15 protein-coding genes, 1 pseudogene and 1 riboswitch are annotated in these 18,255 nt (G+C 60.8%); of the genes and pseudogenes, 9 read left to right on the plus strand and 7 right to left on the minus strand.

What is annotated here, in order from left to right:
* The first annotated feature begins 32 nt into the window (after nucleotides 1–32).
* The 8 genes from pnuC to CJF39_RS07900 all read left to right on the plus strand — a co-directional run bounded on the left by pnuC (nucleotide 33) and on the right by CJF39_RS07900 (nucleotide 6,170).
* A complete protein-coding gene (gene pnuC, locus CJF39_RS07865; RefSeq protein ID WP_094992908.1) occupies nucleotides 33–596 on the plus strand; it encodes a nicotinamide riboside transporter PnuC in 564 nt (187 codons plus the stop codon).
* Nucleotides 593–1,117, plus strand: coding sequence for an AAA family ATPase (locus tag CJF39_RS07870; RefSeq protein ID WP_094992909.1), 525 nt, complete (start codon nucleotides 593–595; stop codon nucleotides 1,115–1,117). The genes pnuC and CJF39_RS07870 overlap by 4 nt, the downstream gene beginning before the upstream one ends.
* 324 nt (nucleotides 1,118–1,441) lie before the next feature.
* Nucleotides 1,442–1,903: a hypothetical protein gene (locus tag CJF39_RS07875; protein WP_094992910.1), complete on the plus strand. Its 462-nt coding sequence runs from the start codon at nucleotides 1,442–1,444 to the stop codon at nucleotides 1,901–1,903.
* A 1-nt stretch (nucleotide 1,904) separates the two neighbouring features.
* Nucleotides 1,905–2,468 (plus strand): adhesin, encoded by a 564-nt coding sequence (locus CJF39_RS07880; protein ID WP_094992911.1) that lies wholly within the window; start codon nucleotides 1,905–1,907, stop codon nucleotides 2,466–2,468.
* A gap of 67 nt (nucleotides 2,469–2,535) precedes the next feature.
* Nucleotides 2,536–3,297, plus strand: coding sequence for a hypothetical protein (locus CJF39_RS07885; RefSeq protein ID WP_094992912.1), 762 nt, complete (start codon nucleotides 2,536–2,538; stop codon nucleotides 3,295–3,297).
* Nucleotides 3,298–3,357: 60 nt separating this feature from the next.
* On the plus strand, nucleotides 3,358–4,038 hold the full coding sequence (locus CJF39_RS07890; RefSeq protein WP_094992913.1) for a C39 family peptidase: 681 nt from the start codon (nucleotides 3,358–3,360) through the stop codon (nucleotides 4,036–4,038).
* A 46-nt stretch (nucleotides 4,039–4,084) separates the two neighbouring features.
* The gene (locus CJF39_RS07895; protein ID WP_094992914.1) at nucleotides 4,085–4,831 is read left to right on the plus strand and encodes a hypothetical protein; all 747 of its coding nucleotides are present in this window, start codon (nucleotides 4,085–4,087) and stop codon (nucleotides 4,829–4,831) included.
* Nucleotides 4,832–4,877: 46 nt separating this feature from the next.
* Nucleotides 4,878–6,170 (plus strand): transporter, encoded by a 1,293-nt coding sequence (locus tag CJF39_RS07900; protein WP_094992915.1) that lies wholly within the window; start codon nucleotides 4,878–4,880, stop codon nucleotides 6,168–6,170.
* A 62-nt stretch (nucleotides 6,171–6,232) separates the two neighbouring features.
* Here the strand turns inward: CJF39_RS07900 and CJF39_RS07905 are convergent, their stop codons facing one another.
* Nucleotides 6,233–7,558: a sigma-54 dependent transcriptional regulator gene (locus CJF39_RS07905; RefSeq protein ID WP_094992916.1), complete on the minus strand. Its 1,326-nt coding sequence runs from the start codon at nucleotides 7,556–7,558 to the stop codon at nucleotides 6,233–6,235.
* A gap of 344 nt (nucleotides 7,559–7,902) precedes the next feature.
* Here CJF39_RS07905 and CJF39_RS07910 point away from each other — a divergent pair, with 344 nt between their 5' ends.
* Complete coding sequence (locus CJF39_RS07910; protein ID WP_094992917.1) at nucleotides 7,903–8,169, plus strand: hypothetical protein; 267 nt, start codon at nucleotides 7,903–7,905, stop codon at nucleotides 8,167–8,169.
* Between the two features lie 85 nt (nucleotides 8,170–8,254).
* On the opposite strand, the gene CJF39_RS07915 is transcribed toward CJF39_RS07910, so the two are convergent.
* The 6 genes and pseudogenes from CJF39_RS07915 to CJF39_RS07940 form a co-directional block, all read right to left on the minus strand.
* Complete coding sequence (locus CJF39_RS07915; RefSeq protein WP_346010200.1) at nucleotides 8,255–8,809, minus strand: vWA domain-containing protein; 555 nt, start codon at nucleotides 8,807–8,809, stop codon at nucleotides 8,255–8,257.
* Between the two features lie 110 nt (nucleotides 8,810–8,919).
* A complete protein-coding gene (locus tag CJF39_RS07920) occupies nucleotides 8,920–9,927 on the minus strand; it encodes an ATP-binding protein (RefSeq protein WP_094993004.1) in 1,008 nt (335 codons plus the stop codon).
* 13 nt (nucleotides 9,928–9,940) lie between these two features.
* Entirely contained in the window at nucleotides 9,941–13,711 is a 3,771-nt protein-coding gene (gene cobN, locus CJF39_RS07925) for a cobaltochelatase subunit CobN (RefSeq protein ID WP_094992919.1), read from the minus strand.
* A 3-nt stretch (nucleotides 13,712–13,714) separates the two neighbouring features.
* Nucleotides 13,715–14,782 carry a cobalamin biosynthesis protein CobW gene (gene cobW, locus CJF39_RS07930; RefSeq protein ID WP_094992920.1) on the minus strand — a complete coding sequence of 356 codons (1,068 nt, stop codon included), beginning with the start codon at nucleotides 14,780–14,782 and terminating at the stop codon, nucleotides 13,715–13,717.
* Nucleotides 14,783–14,875: 93 nt separating this feature from the next.
* A riboswitch (cobalamin riboswitch) is annotated at nucleotides 14,876–15,074 on the minus strand.
* Between the two features lie 44 nt (nucleotides 15,075–15,118).
* Nucleotides 15,119–16,671: pseudogene (locus tag CJF39_RS07935) on the minus strand (amidase).
* 69 nt (nucleotides 16,672–16,740) lie between these two features.
* A complete protein-coding gene (locus tag CJF39_RS07940; protein ID WP_094992921.1) occupies nucleotides 16,741–18,177 on the minus strand; it encodes a coniferyl aldehyde dehydrogenase in 1,437 nt (478 codons plus the stop codon).
* Between the last annotated feature and the right edge of the window lie 78 nt (nucleotides 18,178–18,255).

The following is an 18,255-nucleotide window of genomic DNA, read 5'->3' on the forward strand; positions in this document are numbered from 1 at the left end:
TCCCCGGCTTTTCCCCACGCCAAGGAACCTCCATGTCAGGGCTTGAACTGTTTGCCGCTGCGCTCGGTGTCATCGCCGTCTGGTTGACAGTCAAACAGAACCCTTGGTGCTGGCCGATCGGGCTGGTCATGGTGCTGCTCTACAGCTGGATCTTCTTCGAAGTGAAGCTGTATTCGGACATGCTCCTGCAGGTGATTTACGCCGCGTTGCAACTGTATGGCTGGTGGCAATGGACCCGCGCCGGGACGCAACATCAAGGGCGTCAGGTCACGGCGCTCACGACCCGTCAGGTCTTGACCGGTTTGGCCATCGGCGCTGTGGGCAGCCTCGCGCTCGGCGCAGCCATGGCCCACTGGACCGACGCGGCACAACCCTGGCTGGATGCCGCGCTGACCGCCTTCAGTCTGGTTGCCCAACTGTGGATGGCACAAAAACGCTTGCAGTGCTGGGCGTTGTGGTTCGTGGTGGATGTGATATTCGTCGGCCTTTTTGTCTACAAGGGTTTGTACCTGACCGCCGGGCTCTACGCGCTGTTCACGGTGATCGCGATTCAGGGGTGGCGCGACTGGCGTGTCGACCCGGCGTTGCGCACATGAAGGTCGTGGTATTGGCGGGTCCGGAATCCAGCGGCAAGAGCTGGCTGTCCGCGCAGTTGCATCAACACTTCGGTGGCTTGCTGGTGGGCGAATACGTCCGTCACTTCATGGACGTTCACCCACGGGACACCTGCCTGGCCGATATCCCGGCCATCGCCCGCGGGCAATTGGCTTGGGAGGACGCCGCCCGTGCGCAACAGCCCGATTTGCTGATCCTCGACACCCATTTACTGAGCAATATGTTGTGGAGCACCACATTGTTCGGCGCTTGCCCGGATTGGCTGGAGCCTGAGCTGTTGAGCCGCCATTACGATTTGCATCTGTTGCTGTCCCCCGATGATGTGGAGTGGACCCCCGACGGCCTGCGCTGCCAACCCAGCCTGGCCGAACGCCAACATTTCTTCGAGCAAAGCCGGGACTGGCTGGAACGCCATGCCCAGCCGCTGCGCATTATTCGTGGGAACTGGCAGGACCGACAGGCATGCGCGCTGCACGCCGTCAGTCAGTTACTGGCCACTTAATACTGCTTTTCAAAGAAAAGTGTCCGCTGCTGATACACCCCGATGGCGCGTAACCCGTGCACAGCAAGGGGATCAGGGTCGCGGCGGGCGTGCTGTAACACCCTCGTTACACAGCCCTTAAAGCCTTAAATACCCTGTTGTGCCCCTGCTTCGATACCTGATTCGCTCACTGGCGCGTATCACGGTTGAAACAGCTCAGCGGTCGTGAACCTGCGATTCAACTGTAACGCTTTGATTTTAAAGCCCCTTTCAAAAGTGGCACAGCTTCTGCTCTCTCCTTCTCAACGCTGATCAGGGCCAGCGCATTGAAGAAGGAACGCTGTCATGGGGACTTCACGCACATTACTCACTCGTCATCTGCTTACGGCGTTCAGCCTGAGTGCAGTACTTGTGTGCGTAAGCGCCCAGGCTGATGGCACCGGCGAAATTGTGATTACGCGCCATGTTTACCCTCGCGCCGTCGGCAGCATTGTCCCGCCTCCTGATCCACACCCCACCACCGTCAATGCCAACCCTGGCGCTCAAATCACGGCAGTCACTTCACAACATGAACTGGGCGACGGTGATTTTGCCCGCGTCAGCACCGGGTCGAGCATTACCCGTGTCATCAACACCGGGACCAACAACCTGCCGGGCATGGTCAGCCAGGGCGGCAGTTTGCCCGGCTTGAGCGGCAGTGGCCGTACGGGGGGTGGCGGGGGCTCAATGGGCAGTCTGGGCGGCCAGATCAATCGCAGCATTGAGCAAGGCATGCGCCCCCTCAGCTCGATGGGCGGGGGTCAATAACATGAAAATCAGCATTCTGGTGCTCACCCTGCTGGCCTCCACTCAGGTGCTGGCTGACAACAACCAGGCCGACATCAGCGCCTCGGGTGCGCACTACACCGGCAACCTGATGATCAATCAGGCGGCGGGCAACCAACAGCAGCAGGTCAACAGCCGCGCCATTGCCATCGGTCATCAGGTTCAGACATCGGCCGGGATAACGCAGCAACTGTCCGGCTCAGCCGACCCGGCCATGAATGCTCGGGCCAGTATTGGCGGGGACTCATTCAGCCGGGGCAGCGGCATCCTGGGGGTTAACCAGTCTGCAGGTGCCAACAATCAAATGGTCAATGCTGTGCGGGTGGGTGTCAGTGCCATCGCGCAAAGCATGGACGACAACGCCCTTTCCCAACAGAACGTGGCGTTGCAACCGAACTCGGGAGCGGGATCACTCAACACGGGCAGCCGCCAGGTCGTCACCAGCGATCAGGCCTTCACCGGCAGCCGCGGAGTGGTTCAAGTCAACCAGAGTGCAGGGGTGGGGAACCGCATGGCTAACACCCTGAATCTACGGGTCACTCAGTGACTTGGTTAACACGCAGTGCATTAAAAACGCCAACACCTACTTAACCGATGAAGCACGGAGAATCACCATGAAACCAACAATGGCTCTTAAACCACTGGTCTTCGCTCTGGCTGCACTGATGGCCGTCGCTGCCCAGGCTGACAGCGGTCGCCCAGGCCCTACCCCAACCCCGACAGCCACCAATGGCGCCAGCGCCGTGGTTGCCGATGTGCAGGTCAGTCATGACAACAACATCGCCAACAACGGCACACTCAACGGTGCCAAGGTCAATGACTCGATCAAAAATACCAACGGCAACATCGGCGTAAACGCCGCGTCCGGCGCGGGCAACCAGCAGGATAACGCCACCGCCATTGCCAACAATGACCAAAACTTTGTGCTCGGCACCGCGGCTGCTTTGACCAGCGCCAGTCAGACCAGCAACTACAACAAAGTGAACAACCACGGTACCCAGAACGGCGCCACACTCAACGATTCGGTGCGCAACACCTCCGGCAACGTTGGCGTAAACGTCACCGCTGGCGACCTGAACCAACAGAAAAATAACCTGGCGATCGCCGTGTCGGGCGGCAATCTGGCAACCGCCGGTGCCGGGGCGACTCAAACCTCAAATAACCTGACCGTGGTCAACGACCTCAGCTCGGTCAGCCCCCACACGCCATGGAGCGGTGGTTCTAGCAGCGCCCGCGTACCGGTGAGCAACAATTCCAACGTCAATGACTCCATCAAATACACCTCCGGCAACGTGGGTGCCAACGTTTCTGCCGGGGTGGGCAACCAGCAGAGCAATTCACTGTCCATCAGCAGTGTCGGCAAAACCGCCATGTAACATGGCGTACTGAAGGGCCTCTGAATCAGAGGCCCTTTCTTCGTGTGAGGTGGCTCCATCATGTTGCGAATCGCGCTCGCCCTGTTGCTTGGGTTAACCGGTATGGTGCAGGCCGCGCAGATGCCAGTCGCTGCCTTGCCAGGAGGCAACCTGATTTTTAAACCGGTACAAAGTATTCGAGAACGACGCTTCAGCGATCTGGTGGAACAAAAAACCGATTTCAGCTGTGGTGCCGCAGCGTTGGCCACTATCTTGCGTCAGGCCTACTGGCTGGATGTGGATGAAGACCACGTGATCAAGGGCATGCTGGTCAATGCCAACGAAGACCTGGTCCGTACCCAGGGTTTTTCGATGCTGGACATGAAGCACTACATCGAAAGTATCGGCATGCGCGCGCGGGGGTATCGCATCCCGGCCCAGAGCCTGCAAAACATCAATGTCCCGGTGGTCGTGCTGTTGGACATCCGGGGCTACAAGCATTTTGTGGTCCTGCAACGGGCTCAAGACAACTGGGTGTACATCGGCGACCCGGTGTTGGGCCACAAGCGGTATAGCCAGGAAGATTTTGTTAAAGGCTGGAACGGTATTGTGTTTGCCGTCATTGGTCCCGGTTATGACAAAACCAATGCACTTCGCACCCCACCGGTTCCGCTTTCGGCCAAGAACACGCTGGATGCGTTCAGCCCGGTCAAAGATGCCGAGTTGCTGGACTTCGGCTTTATCCAGAGTGACTTTTTTTAACGGCACACACTCACCATGGCGGGCAGGATGCTCCCGGGAGCAGCACATGAACATCCACTATTGGCTGGCGCTTAGTTGCCTGGCGACGTGCCTGCAAGTGCACGCAGAAACGCCATTCAAACCGATCGAGTTGAAAGATCAGGAACTGTCAGAGTTGCGCGGACGTTTTGTCATGCCCGGGCGCATTATCAGTTTCGGTCTGGTCATGAGTAGCACCTGGACGAATGCGCAAGGCACAACGATTGGGGCCAGTACGAGCCTGCAATTGCAAAATTCGGTCAAACCGCAGTTTTATGTGTCCACCTATTCGCAGCAAGGCACCCAGCAAGCCGGCAAATCCGATGTGGGCACCGGCACCGTGCTGGGGGGGGCCGGCCTGGGCAGTGGCCAGGGGGTGGTGCAGAGCGTGCGGGCCGCCGGTGATAACAACAGCGCGCTCAACAACGTCGACATCACCATCAGCCAATCCGGTCAAACACCGGCGATCAACCAACAAGGCAGTGTGTTGACGACCAATAACCCGGTTTTATTAAGCAACACGGCCGGTAGCGTCAGTGTGACGATGAACAGCGGAGCTATTCAAATGGCTATCGCTGCCAACAACAATCAGGGCAACTCGTTGCAACAAATCGCTCAAGGCGGCGTGTTACAGAACACTACGTTATTGGGCGGCGGCAATGCCGTGAATAACATGACTCAATTGAATATGGTACTGGGCAACAAACTGCCCAGTACCGACGGACTTAATTCAAACCTCAATCAACTAAAAGCCCTTCGTGCTGCAGGATATTGAACTAGGCTGTCCCACAACTTTATGGACTCCCCGGACGGCTTATTTCATGCATCGATCGTTTACCTTTCGCGCAGTTGTATGTATGAGCGCACTGCTTCCCTCCACGCTGTTACAGGCGGCCTCGGAGGTTGATGTAGAAACGTTAAAACAAGAATTAATGAAGTTGCGCCAGCGTTACGATCAGCAGCAAAAAGCGTTGGCAGTGCTTGAGCAGCGAGTGCGCCAAGTCGAAGAGCAACCGGCGGTCCCGGCCCCGAAAAGGTTGGTGAAATCCCCGGCCGATCTCAAGCGCGGACAAACCGTTGCCCAATCAAGTGGTGGTGCCGCGGGCGGCGCCAGTGGCAGCTCTTACGGCGAGTCGCTAAAGGACGACTCGGCCCCTGCGCAAAGTGTGACCAACCTGTACGACGAAGCCAGCGGCTTCTTTGGCGGCGGCAAGTTCAGTGTCGAAACCGGGGTCACGTATTCGCGCTATGACACCCGCCAACTCACGCTCAATGGCTTTCTGGCGCTGGACTCCATCTTGCTGGGCAACCTGAACCTGGACCGTATCAAAGCCGATAACTGGACCCTGGACCTGACGGCACGCTACAACCTCGACAATCGCTGGCAGTTCGATGTCAACGTGCCTGTGGTGTATCGGGAATCGACCTACCAGTCCGGCGGCGCCAATGGCGGCGATGCGTCGGCAGCGTCCGACAGAACTGTCACCCGTGATCCCACCCTTGGCGACGTCAACGTCGGCGTGGCGTACAAATTCCTCGACGAATCGCCCAACACCCCTGATGCCGTATTCTCGGTCAGGGTCAAGGCACCGACCGGCAAGGATCCGTTCGGTATCAAGCTGGTCACCGACGGGCAGAACAACAACATCATCTACCCCGAAAGCTTGCCCACGGGTAATGGGGTGTGGTCCATCACACCGGGCATTTCGCTGGTCAAGACCTTCGACCCGGCGGTGCTGTTCGGCTCCCTTTCCTACACCTACAACCTGGAAGATTCGTTCAGTGACATCGGTAGCACCGCCGGTCAGTCTCAGCCCGGCAGCGTCAAACTCGGCGACAGTTACCAGATTGGTGCGGGCGTGGCCTTTGCGCTGAACGAAAAGATGAGCATGTCGTTCTCGGTGTCTGACCTGATCCAGAGCAAGAGCAAAATCAAATACAAGGGTCAAGACTGGCAAACCCTGACCACCAGCGACGCCAACGCCGGGTACTTCAACGTCGGTATGACCATTGCCGCCACTGACAACCTGACCATCGTGCCCAACCTCTCGATCGGTCTGACCGAAGATGCGCCCGATTTCACGTTCAGCCTGAAATTCCCTTACTACTTTTAACGTCGCCAACGGAAAAGGCCCGCTGCGGGTGAACGCAGCGGGCCTGTTCTTTTCACCCCGCCCTAGCGGATTTGATGCTTGTGCAACAAACGGTAAAACGTTGGCCGTGACACGCCCAGTACTTTGGCCGCCAGGCTGAGGTTGTTGCTGTGGCGCTGCAGCACATCACACAACGCCTGACGTTCAGCACGGTCCTTATAGTCTTCCAGTGTGCCCATGGTCAGACTGGGCGCCTGCCGGGTCTCAAGTCCAAGATCACACGGCTCTATCTGACGACCTTCAGCCAACACCAAGCCGCGGCGAACCCGATTGGCCAGCTCTCGGACATTGCCCGGCCAGTCGTGATTGCCCATGGCCACTAGGGCTTGCTCGCTGAAGGTACGCGGTCGTCGCCCGGTTTCCTGGCTGTAAAACCGTGCAAAGTGGTTGGCCAGCATGGCCATGTCACCATGACGTTCACGCAAGGGTGCGGTGAGGACCTGCAACACGTTGAGCCGGTAATACAAATCCTCGCGAAAACGCCCGTTGATGATCGCCGCTTCCAAGTCCACATGCGTCGCCGCCAACACCCGCACATCCACCGGGATCGGCTGGCTACCGCCCACCCGTTCAATGTGTTTTTCCTGCAAGAAGCGCAGCAAGTTGGCCTGGAGTTCAAGGGGTAGATCGCCAATTTCATCCAGAAACAATGTCCCGCCGTGGGCCGCTTCGATACGCCCGACCTTGCGTTGATGGGCGCCGGTGAACGCGCCCTTTTCATGGCCAAACAGCTCCGACTGGATCAGGTGTTCCGGGATCGCTCCGCAGTTGATTGCCACAAATGGCCGGGCGTGGCGCTGGGACTGGCGGTGCAAGGTTCGGGCGACCAATTCTTTGCCCGTGCCGCTCTCGCCCCGGATCAAGACCGGCGACTCAGTGGGAGCCAGTTTGCCCAACAGTTTGCGCAGGTCCCGGATCGCGCGGCTTTCCCCCAGCAACTCGTGCCCGGCGCTTTCAATCGGGTCCGTACTACGGCCCCGTAAGCGCGCCATGCCAAATGCACGGCCCAACGTGACCTGAACCCGCGACACGTCAAAAGGCAGGGTATGAAAATCAAAAAACCACTCGCAGACAAAATCACCCACGGTCTTCATTTGCAACGTGTCAGGGCTGAGCACGGCAATCCACTCTGTCCCGCTGCGGCTAATCATGTCTTTGACCGCTTCGGGCCGTTCCAGATGAAAAGGTTGTAACCGGATAAGACCGACGTCACATGAGCGATCAATGACAGCGTCCAGGTTGCAACTGTCCACATCCCAGCCAATGTTACGCAGCCCGGGCACTATCTGATGACAATCATCACAAGGATCAACCACTAACAAACGGCGGGATGCGGACAATGCGAGCATGACTGTTCCTTGACGCCAAAATATTAAAAGATTAGTAAAAACAGTAAGTTGAGGAGATTGCTCATAACGTTAGCCTTACTTTTGCCCGCGCTTGTACTGTTTTCTTATAAGCCTAATATCAAACGGAACTTTGCCCACTCATAGTCACAGACACGCAACGTAAATCCGTGTCTTTGAACGCAACTAAACGCTGATCCAGATCAGTGAAATGAAAAACCGTTAAAAAAAAGCACAAATGGGTGTGACCTGCGTGGGGGCATCGGTCATCAGTACAAGTAACCAACCGCACGGTAAGCCCAGCCGACGGTTAATCACGTGATGGGCCTATTTGAGAGACGACCCCTATGAACGCCCCGCTCCGTTTCAACGAAGCACTTTTGATTGCCGGCCACGCATTTCAACCTTTCCAGTGCGTGGCGTGGGCTGCACAGGACGGCCATGGCGAACTGAGCCTGACCGTGATTGACCGCACCAGCACCCGCATTGGCCGCAAACAGATCCCGCGCAGTGCCTGCGCCGATGCCGCACAGCTCGCAAGCCTGCTGGCACAAGCCCGCGCCGAGCTGAGCGAAGAAGGCTACGCGTTGCAGCCTTGGGTAATGCCGGCTTAATCAGCCCGCGTGTATGTGTGTTGCGCAACGAGGCTGCGACAAGGTGACAAGACAGGTCACCTGATCGCAGCCTCGCGTTTTTTAGCTACAGGGTTTGAAGTTCATCCAGGTGCCGGTAATCGATGTGCAGATCGCTGGCGATTTGCCGGGCCCTGCCCAGGCGAATCGGTCCACGTTCCATGTCGATCAACAGGCCCGGGCATTCTAGTGTTGGCTGCGTGCGCCATGCCTTGAGCCGCCCATCAGTGAGCAACAACACGCGTTGCTCCTCCAGCGGGAAACGCCGGCGCCGGGTTTTGAGCCACTCACTGGCTTGACTCACCGCTTCCAGTAACGGCGTACCGCCCCCCGCGCCCAATCCTTGCAGCCAGTGTTCCAACCCTTTGGCTGCTTTGATGCCGCTGACGTGCCACTGCGGACCCAAACCGCTGGCCGTCATCACGGCCACCCGTGCACGTTGCCGATAGGCATCCTCGAACACTTCGGCCAGCACGCCTTTGGCGTCCGTCAGTGCGTGATGACGCCGGGTCGAAGCCGAAGCATCCACGATCACCAGCCACACCTGTGGTGCCGTGCTGCGCCGGTTTTTGAAGGCCAGGTCGTTGCGTTGCCGCGGCCGCCCCTGCAACAACGTCTGCACCCAATCCACCCCCCCACAAGGCGCTGCACGGCTGGCGCCTTGCTTACCGCTGTCCAGGGTACCCGGCCGGGGTCTGGCATCCGCCCCCACCGTTGCACGAGGGCGGATGCCTAAGGCTTTTTTGGCCAGCTCGGCACTTCACGGCGCACACCCGTGGCCTGTGGCTGAACCGGCAACTGGCCCCACAACCCCTGCCCCGCGTCCGCCGCCGTGCCTGGAGAAGGCTCGGGGGGTGGCGGTTGATCCGGCGTGGGGCCTTGCGGCGATTGCTGGCGACGACGGTGGCGCAGGGCAAACTCGGCCACGGCGTCGATGTCCTGTGTCTCAATACGGTTGGCGCCACGCCACGCGGCATGAGCACGGGCGGCACGCAGCCAGACCAGATCAGCGCGCAGGCCGTCAACGCCCGCCGCAAAGCAGCGTTGCGTGATGGTCGCCAGCGAGGCATCATCCAGCGCAATAGCGCCAAGCAGCGCACGTGCGTGCTGACAGCGCGCGCGCAAGGCCTCCTGGCTGGCTCGCCAGTGCGCGCAGAACCCCTGCGGATCGGCATCAAAGTCCAGACGCCGACGAATGATTTCGCCGCGTTCGACGGGCAGTGGCTGGCCGCTCATGGCGACGTTGAGACCGAAGCGGTCGAGCAATTGGGGCCGTAGCTCGCCTTCCTCGGGGTTCATGGTGCCAATCAGCACAAAACGTGACGGGTGACGATGGGAAATCCCGTCGCGCTCCACGACGTTGATACCGCTGGCGGCCACGTCCAGCAGCACGTCCACCAAATGGTCGGCCAGCAGGTTCACTTCATCGACATACAACACCCCGCCATCCGCTTTGGCCAGCACGCCCGGTGAAAACTGCGCCTTGCCCTGTCCCAGTGCCGCATCCAGATCGAGCGTGCCCACCAGTCGCTCTTCGGTGGCGCCCAGCGGCAAGGTGACGAATTGACCGCTGGCAAGCACATCCGCCAGCCCGCGAGCCAGGGTGGACTTGGCCATCCCGCGCGGGCCTTCAATCAACACCCCGCCGATTTTCGGGTCAATCGCCGTCAGGCACAGCGCCAGTTTCAAGTCCTCGGCGCCCACGACCGCAGACAGCGGGAAGTGCGGGGTATCAGTCATGTCAATGTCCACATCAGTCTTCTTCAATGTCCAGCAGCAGGTTTTCCAACGCGTCCCGGTACTCGCCCGGTTCACTCCACAGACCGCGTTGCTGGGCCTCCAGCAGACGCTCGGTCATGTCGCGCAGCGCATGAGGGTTGTGTTGCTGCACAAATTGCCGGGTGTCCGGGTCAAGCAAATAGGCATCGGCCAGCAACGCATATTGATGGTCGTCGATCAGGTGCGTGGTGGCGTCGAACGCGAACAGGTTGTCCAGGGTCGCCGCCATTTCAAACGCGCCTTTATAGCCATGCCGTTTGACGCCCTCAATCCACTTCGGATTGGCCGCACGGGAACGGACCACCCGGTTCAGTTCTTCCTTGAGGGTGCGAATCTTCGGTAAATCCGGTTGGCTGTGATCGCCGTGGTAACTGGCGACTTGCCCGCCACTCAGGCTCTCCACGGCAGCGAGCATGCCCCCCTGGAACTGGTAATAGTCGTTGGAGTCGAGTAAATCGTGCTCGCGATTGTCCTGGTTCTGTACCACCGCTTGCAGCTGGCTGAGGCGCTGGGCGAACGGGCCGCGGGCCGCGGTGCCCTCATCGGCTCCGCCATAGGCATAGCCGCCCCAGTTCAGATAGACCTCGGCCAGATCGTCACGGCTCTGCCACAAACGCCCGTCGATGGCGTTCTGCACACCGGCGCCATAGGCGCCGGGTTTGGCGCCAAACACCCGCCAGCCAGCCTGACGCGCCGCCAGTTCCGGGGCCAGCCCTTCGCGCTCCAACTGCGCGCGTTCCTGGCGCACTTTGGCCGCCAGCGGGTTCACGTCATCCGGCTCGTCCAGTGCTGCCACAGCCTGCACAGCCGCATCGAAGAGGCGGATAAGGTTGGCAAACGCATCGCGGAAGAACCCCGACACCCTCAGCGTGACATCCACCCGCGGCCGGTCGAGCAGGCTCACCGGCAGGATTTCAAAGTCGTCCACGCGCTGACTGCCAGTGGCCCACACCGGGCGCACGCCCATCAGCGCCATGGCTTGGGCGATATCGTCGCCACCGGTGCGCATGGTGGCCGTGCCCCAGACGGACAACCCCAGTTGTCGCAGATGATCACCGTGATCCTGCAAGTGGCGCTCAAGGATCAAATTGGCGGATTGGAAACCGATGCGCCACGCGGTGGTGGTCGGCAGGTTGCGCACGTCCACCGAGAAAAAATTGCGCCCTGTGGGCAGTACATCCAGCCGCCCGCGACTCGGTGCCCCACTGGGCCCGGCTGGCACGAAGCGACCCTGGAGCGCGTCGAGCATGCCCTGCATCTCGGCGGGGCCGCAGGCGTCGAGCCGGGGTGCAACCACCTGCAGCAAGGCGTCAAAAATGCTCCGCACCTCGGCCCATTGATCGTCGCAGGGCAGTGCCAATGTGCCTGCCAGCGCGTGTTCGATCAGCCCGGCGGCATACAGCTCAAGGCGCTCGCGGGTGTCGCCAGCGGTGCGCCACAGGGCATCGCTGACGGCCAACAATGGCGCCGGGCGTCGCGCGGTCCAGGGTTCGGCCAGCGCACAATCGAGCGGATCGAAACCCAGGCCGAACGCCTTGGACAGCGCCCGTAACACACTGGATTGCGCACCGCGCCCGTCGCCACGGGGTATGCGCAGCAGCGCCAGCAGCGTATCAATGCGTAAACGGCCCTCGGGCGACTCGCCAAAAATATGCAGCCCGTCGCGTATCTGCGACTCTTTCAGGTCACACAAGTACGTGTCCAGACGCGGCAGCCAGATGGCTGCATCGGCGTCGCTATCGAGCTTTTCGTCCAGCTCCAGTTCGCGGTCGATATGGGTTTCGCGCACCAGTTTGAGAATGTCGCGCTGTAACTCTCGCGCCCTGCGCGGGTCCAGCAACTGCGCTTCGTAATATTCGTCCGCCAGCAGCTCGAGGTCGCGCAACGGACCATAGGTTTCGGCGCGGGTCAGCGGTGGCATGAGGTGGTCGATGATCACCGCCTGTGTGCGACGCTTGGCCTGTGCGCCTTCGCCCGGGTCATTCACGATGAACGGGTAAATATTGGGCAACGGGCCCAGCAAAGCGTCTGGCCAGCATTCATCTGACAACCCCACGCCTTTACCCGGCAACCACTCCAGATTGCCGTGTTTGCCCACGTGCACGACAGCATGCGCGCCATAGGTGTGCCGCAGCCAGAAGTAGAACGCCAGATAGCCATGGGGCGGCACCAGATCCGGGTCGTGATAAACAGCGCTGGCATCCACTTGATAGCCTCGGGCGGGCTGGATCCCAACAAAGGTCAGGCCAAAGCGCAGGCCTGCAATCATCAGTCGGCCGCCGCGAAACATCGGGTCATTTTCCGGTCGTCCCCAGCGCGCCAGCACGGCTTGTTGATTAGCGGGCGGCAGCGCCCTGAACTGCGCCGCGTATTCGTCCAGACCCAGGCTTTGGTGGCAGGGGCGCAGGTCGAGGCTTTCCAGGTCATTGCTGACGCCGCCGAGCAGCGCTTGAATCAACGCTGTGCCGGACTCGGGCAGTTCGCCTTCGAGTGGATAACCCTGTTGCTTCAAGGCCCGCAGGATATTCAACGCCGCGGCCGGGGTGTCCAGCCCTACCCCGTTGCCGATACGCCCGTCACGGGTCGGGTAATTGGCGAGGATCAACGCGATGCGCTTCTGCGGGTTGGGCACGCGGGCCAACTCAACCCAGCGTCGCGCCAGTTGCGCGACAAAGTCCATGCGCTCGGGCTGAGCGCGATAACACACCACATCTGACTGACTGCGCTCACTGCGCCAGGCCAGATCTTTAAAGCTGATGGGACGGCTGATGATGCGCCCGTCCAGCTCCGGCAGCGCGATGTGCATGGCAAGGTCGCGCGGGCCAAGCCCTTGTTCACTGGCACGCCAGCCGGGTTCGTTGTCCTGGGCGCAAATTGCCTGAATCACCGGGATGTCGCGCCGGAACGGCCGCAGGTGCGGAGCCTCCGGACTGGACTGAGCGAAACCGGTGGTGTTGAGAATGACGGCGGCGTCGACCTCATCCAGCAGGTCTTGCACCACCGTCAGGCACCCCGGTTCCTTGAGGCTGGCCACGGCAAGGGGTAACGGATTGATCCCCGCTGCTTGCAGGCGTTGGCAAAACACATCCACAAAGCCGGTGTTGGCCGCTTGCAAATGCGAGCGATAAAACAGCAAGGCGGCCACGGGCAAGCCGGGCTGCCAATCTGCCTGCCAGTCGCTGAGCTGCGGGGTGGGGTGCACCGGGTGATAAATCGCAGTACGCGGCAGGGCTTGCGGCTCGCCCCACGGGTAAGCGCGCCCCAGCCATTGGCTAGCGAGGCAGTTGTAGAGTTGCAGTGCGTTATGCCGCCCGCCCTGACGCAAAAAATGCCAAAGGCGTTCAGCCTGTTCGGCGGGCACTGTGCTCAGCGCGCTGAGCTCAGGGTCCGGGCGGTCGTCGCCGGGCACCAGGATCAAGGTCACGCCGCGCTCGGCCAACTGCATCAACTGTTCGATGCCATAGCGCCAATAGCCAATCCCGCCATGCAACGACAGCAGGATGACCTTGGCGTGTTGCAGCACCTGATCGACATACAGGTCGACCGAGGCGTGATTCTGAACCTGCATCGGGTTGGCCAAGCGCAGGCTCGGGTAATCTTCAGGCAATTGCTGCGCCGCTTCGGCCAGCAATGCCAGGCTTGAGTCGCCGCTGCACAGGATTACCAGCTCGGCGGGGGTTTGCCCCAAGTCAGCAATGTTGTCGTCCGATACAAAGCCACCGGGCTGGGTCCTGAGCAAATGCATGGCTTATGCGCTCAGTGCTGTGCGCAGGGTGGATTCCAGCAGCGCGGCATCCAGGTCCTGGCCAATCAGTACCAGCTTGGTGACGCGGTTCTCATCCGCCGCCCAGGCGCGGTCGAAGTGCTTGTCAAAGCGGGTGCCCACGCCCTGAATCAACAAGCGCATCGGCTTGCCCGGAATCGCGGCAAAACCCTTGACCCGCAGGATGCCGTGCCGGATCACCAACTGCGTGAGGGCATCCAGCAACACGCGCTCTTCGGCTTGGGGCAGTTCAATGGAAATGGAGTCGAATGCGTCGTGATTGTGGTCGTCGTGGTCATCGCCTTCATGGTGATGATCGTGATGGCTGTGGCGACTGTCGATGTGCGCTTCCGAGCTGTTACCCAGCCCCAGCAGCACGTCGAGCGGCAAACGGCCACTGCTGGCTTCGATCACTTTCACTGCAGGCGGCAGTTCTTCAGCGACTTCCAGACGCACCTTGGCCAGGTCTTCAGGGCTGATCAGGTCGGCTTTGTTGAGGATGACCAAGTCGGCGCTGGCCAATTGGTCGGCAAACAGCTCATGCAGCGGCGACTCGTGGTCCAGGTTCGGGTCGAGTTTGCGCTGGGCATCCACCTGATCCGGGAAGGCAGCAAAGGTACCCGCTGCCACGGCCGGGCTGTCGACCACGGTAATCACCGCATCGACTGTGCAGGCGCTGCGGATTTCGGGCCATTGAAACGCTTGGACCAGCGGCTTTGGCAGCGCCAGGCCGGAGGTTTCGATCAAGATGTGGTCGATGTCGCCGCGACGCGCCACCAGCTCGCGCATCACCGGGAAGAATTCTTCCTGAACGGTGCAGCACAGGCAGCCGTTGGCCAGTTCATACACGCGGCCGTTGGCTTCTTCTTCGGTACACCCGATGGAGCACTGTTTGAGGATTTCGCCATCAATGCCCAACTCGCCGAACTCGTTAACGATAACGGCAATGCGACGGCCCTGCGCGTTGTCCAGCATGTGACGCAGCAAGGTGGTTTTGCCCGAGCCGAGGAAGCCGGTGACGATGGTGACGGGTGTTTTGGCCAGTGTTTTCATCGGATGCCCTTTGGCAAAGCGGCGGGCATACGGGACGACGGCCGCACGCACTGCACGGCCGTATTCGCCACCGGATCACCCCGCCCGGTTGAAGTAAAAAACGCTCACGAGGCAGGTCTCCTGGCTGACGGCTGGCAGCAGCCGGTGGCTGCGCCTTTCCTTGCGCCTTCCCGCTCCAGAGAGCAGTGGCATTGCAAGGCAATTGACCGTTTACAGTTGCGGGGGCAGCCGCGGCTTACCGCGTTCCCTTCTTAGCTTCGCGTCGCGAAGAACCTCGAACGCGCAAGGCTACGCAGTGCGTTGTAACAGGTCAATGTCAAGACGCGGGCCGGTGCATCAAAGGGTGGGCAATTTGGCCCACGGGTGCGCCTGTTCCAGCTGCGCACTCAGGCGCAGCAGCACATCCTCCCCGCCCATCGGGGCGGTCAGCATCATGCCAATTGGCATGCCAGTGCCACTCATGCCCACCGGCAGCGAGATGGCTGGCTGCCCGCTGACATTGGCCAGCACGGTAAACCCGGCACTGCCCATGGCGTTGTGGGCATAACTGTCCCAGGGCTGATCGAGGCTCAGCAACCCCAGCTCCGGTGTGACGTTAGCAGTGACCGGCGACAGGATCACGTCGCGCTGCCGGAACTGCTCCTCCATGTGGCCACCTATAGACTCGAACGACTGGCGGGCGCGGTACAACGCTTCGCCGGTTACTTTTTGCGCGTTGCCCAACACCACGTGCTAATGCGCTCTAGATCTTCAGGTGTCGCACTGCGCCCCAGCGCCTGCTCGCGGTCGTGGACCAGGCTCAGCAGTGCGTCACCGATCACTGCGCCATGAGCCCCAAACAGTTGCCGTGGATCAACGTGCAAACGCACAGGCTCTACGTGGTGGCCCAAAGCCGACAAGCGCTGAACGGTTTCATCCAGTACCCGGGCGACGTCAGGGTCAAGTGGCGCACCGGTCAGCGAATCGGTTACCACACCGATTCGCAAGCGCCCCGGCGCGGCCTGCAACTCCTCGACGTAAGGCCGGGCCAGGGGTTTCGTCCAATACGGGCTACCGGCTTCATGGCCCTGCCCTGCGTCCAGAAACAACGCCATGTCCCGCACGTTGCGCGACACCACGTTGCCGACACTGGCGCCAAACCAGCCTTCGAACTTGCCCGGCCCGCTGGGCGTGCGATAACGCCCAGGCTTGAGCCCCACCAATCCGCAATACGAGGCCGGAATCCGAATCGAGCCGCCGCCATCGGTGGCATGCGCGACGGGCACAATCCCGGCCGCCACCGCCGCCGCGGCCCCGCCGGAAGAGCCGCCCGCACTCATGGCCAGGTTCCACGGATTGCGGGTTTGCCCCCACAACAACGACTCGGTGGTCGTGGTCAGGCCGAATTCCGGGCACGTGGTTTTGCCAAACGGTACGGCGCCGGCCGCTTGATAACGGGCAATCAAGGTACTGGTATGAGGTGCCGCGTCGGCATCCTTGAACAAGCGGCAGCCATTGGTGGTGGGCGTACCCTGCAGATAAGTATTGAGGTCTTTAACCAGAATCGGCACGCCAGCCAGGCTTCCGGAAGTGGACGTACCATTGCCCTGACGGGTCTTGAGCAAGGCTGTGGCGTATTCATCGTGACGCAGGTTGACCGCGTTGACGTTGGGGTTGACCGCATCACAGCGCGCCATCGCCGCTGCCAGCAACGCCTGCGGGCTGACCTCGCCCTTGCGCACGGCATCAGCCATGCCCCAGGCATCCAGCTTCAGGTAATCGGTTTGCGACAGCGCATTGCTGTCAGCCGCCTGGGCAAAACGGCCCAACAGCCCGGCACCCACTGCCACGGCTCCGGCCTTGAGCACATGGCGGCGTGGCCAGCCAGCCGGGGGTTGCAGTTCATCCATGGACACAGGGGGCTTTGGCACAGTCATTCTCCAGCTGGGTGGTTGTGTTGGGGGCCGCACGCGGTGTAATCAATCGGCCGTGACCATCGATTGCATCGTCGGTAAAAAGTGTTCGCCATAGGGCGGCAACAGCCCCCACTCACGACGCGGGTCGTTGGCAGGCGCCTTGAACACCGTGCGCATGTGACTGAATTCGAGGAAACCTTCACGGCCGTGATAATGGCCCATGCCGGACGCGCCAATGCCGCCGAAGGGTGCATCGTGCAGCGCGGCGTGCATCATCACGTCATTGATCGTCACGCCACCGGACCAGGTGTGTTGCAACACGTACCGTTGCTCTTCTTCACTCTGGCCAAAGTAATACAGCGCCAAGGGACGCTCGCGGCTGTGAATGTCTGCCAGCGCCTCGTCCAGCTGCGCGTATGGCAGCACCACCAGCGCCGGACCAAAGATTTCTTCGTGCAAAATCTGGCTGTCGCGAGGCGGGTTCACCACCACCTGCAAAGGCCGACGCCGCTGCTGCTCATCCACCGGCAACGGTTGCGGAAAGCTCTCGACGCGTGCGCCGCGGTCACGGGCGTCCTGCACGTAGCCTTCGACGCGCTGCAAGTGCCGGGCGTTAATCACCGCCACCACGTCCGGGTTGTCGTCGATGCGCGGGAACAATTCGCCATAAGCGGTGCGCAGCGCGCCCAGAAAGTCATCCAGCAACCCCTGCGGTACGTACACCACATCCGGGTTAATACAGATCTGCCCGCCGTTATTGCCCTTGGCAGCTGCAATGCTAAACGCCGCTTTGGCCAGGTCGGCTGTGTGCGAGATGATAACGGGCGATTTGCCACCCAATTCCAGCGTCAACGGCACCAGGTTAAGGGCCGCATTGCGCATCACGGAACGCGCCACCGCCGTGCTGCCGGTGAACACCAAATGATCGAACGGCTGCGAGGTGAAGACCTCCGCCAGCTCGGCATCACCGTTAACCACCGCCACTTCAAGGGGGTCGAACAGCTCGGCAAATGCTCGGGCCACCACCGCGGCGGTGCGCGGCACCACCTCGGAGGGTTTTAGAATGGCCCGATTACCCGCCGCCAGCACACACGCCAACGGGCTGAGCAACGTAAACAGTGGCGCATTCCAGGTGCCGATAATGCCGACGCTGCCCTTGGGCTGGTGCATCACCCACGCCTTGGCGCCCAACTGGCCGTAGGGTGCAAAGACCTCACGGGGTTCGTCTTCCATCCAGTGCTCAAGGTGGTCGCGGGCGTACTTGAGTGAGGCCAGCGAACCGATCACGTCGTTCATCAGCGAAAACCCTTGGGGCCTACCGCCAAAGTCCGCGTCCATGGCATCCACCAAGGGTTGCTGATAGCGCACCACCAGGTCGATCACTCGTTGCAGACGCTCCCGACGCTGTTCAGCGCTGACGTGACCGTGGGCGATAAACGCCTCCTTTTGGGCCGTTAACACCTGCGACAGTTGCTCGGGAGTGGCGAAGATGGAGGTCATGGGCAAGTCCTGTGAAAAAAACCGGCGGGTTAGTGACGTGGAAACTAGCCAATCGCGGTGCCAAAAGCCTCGTCCGAT

Source organism: Pseudomonas lundensis, assembly GCF_002269125.1.
GTDB lineage: Bacteria > Pseudomonadota > Gammaproteobacteria > Pseudomonadales > Pseudomonadaceae > Aquipseudomonas > Aquipseudomonas lundensis_A.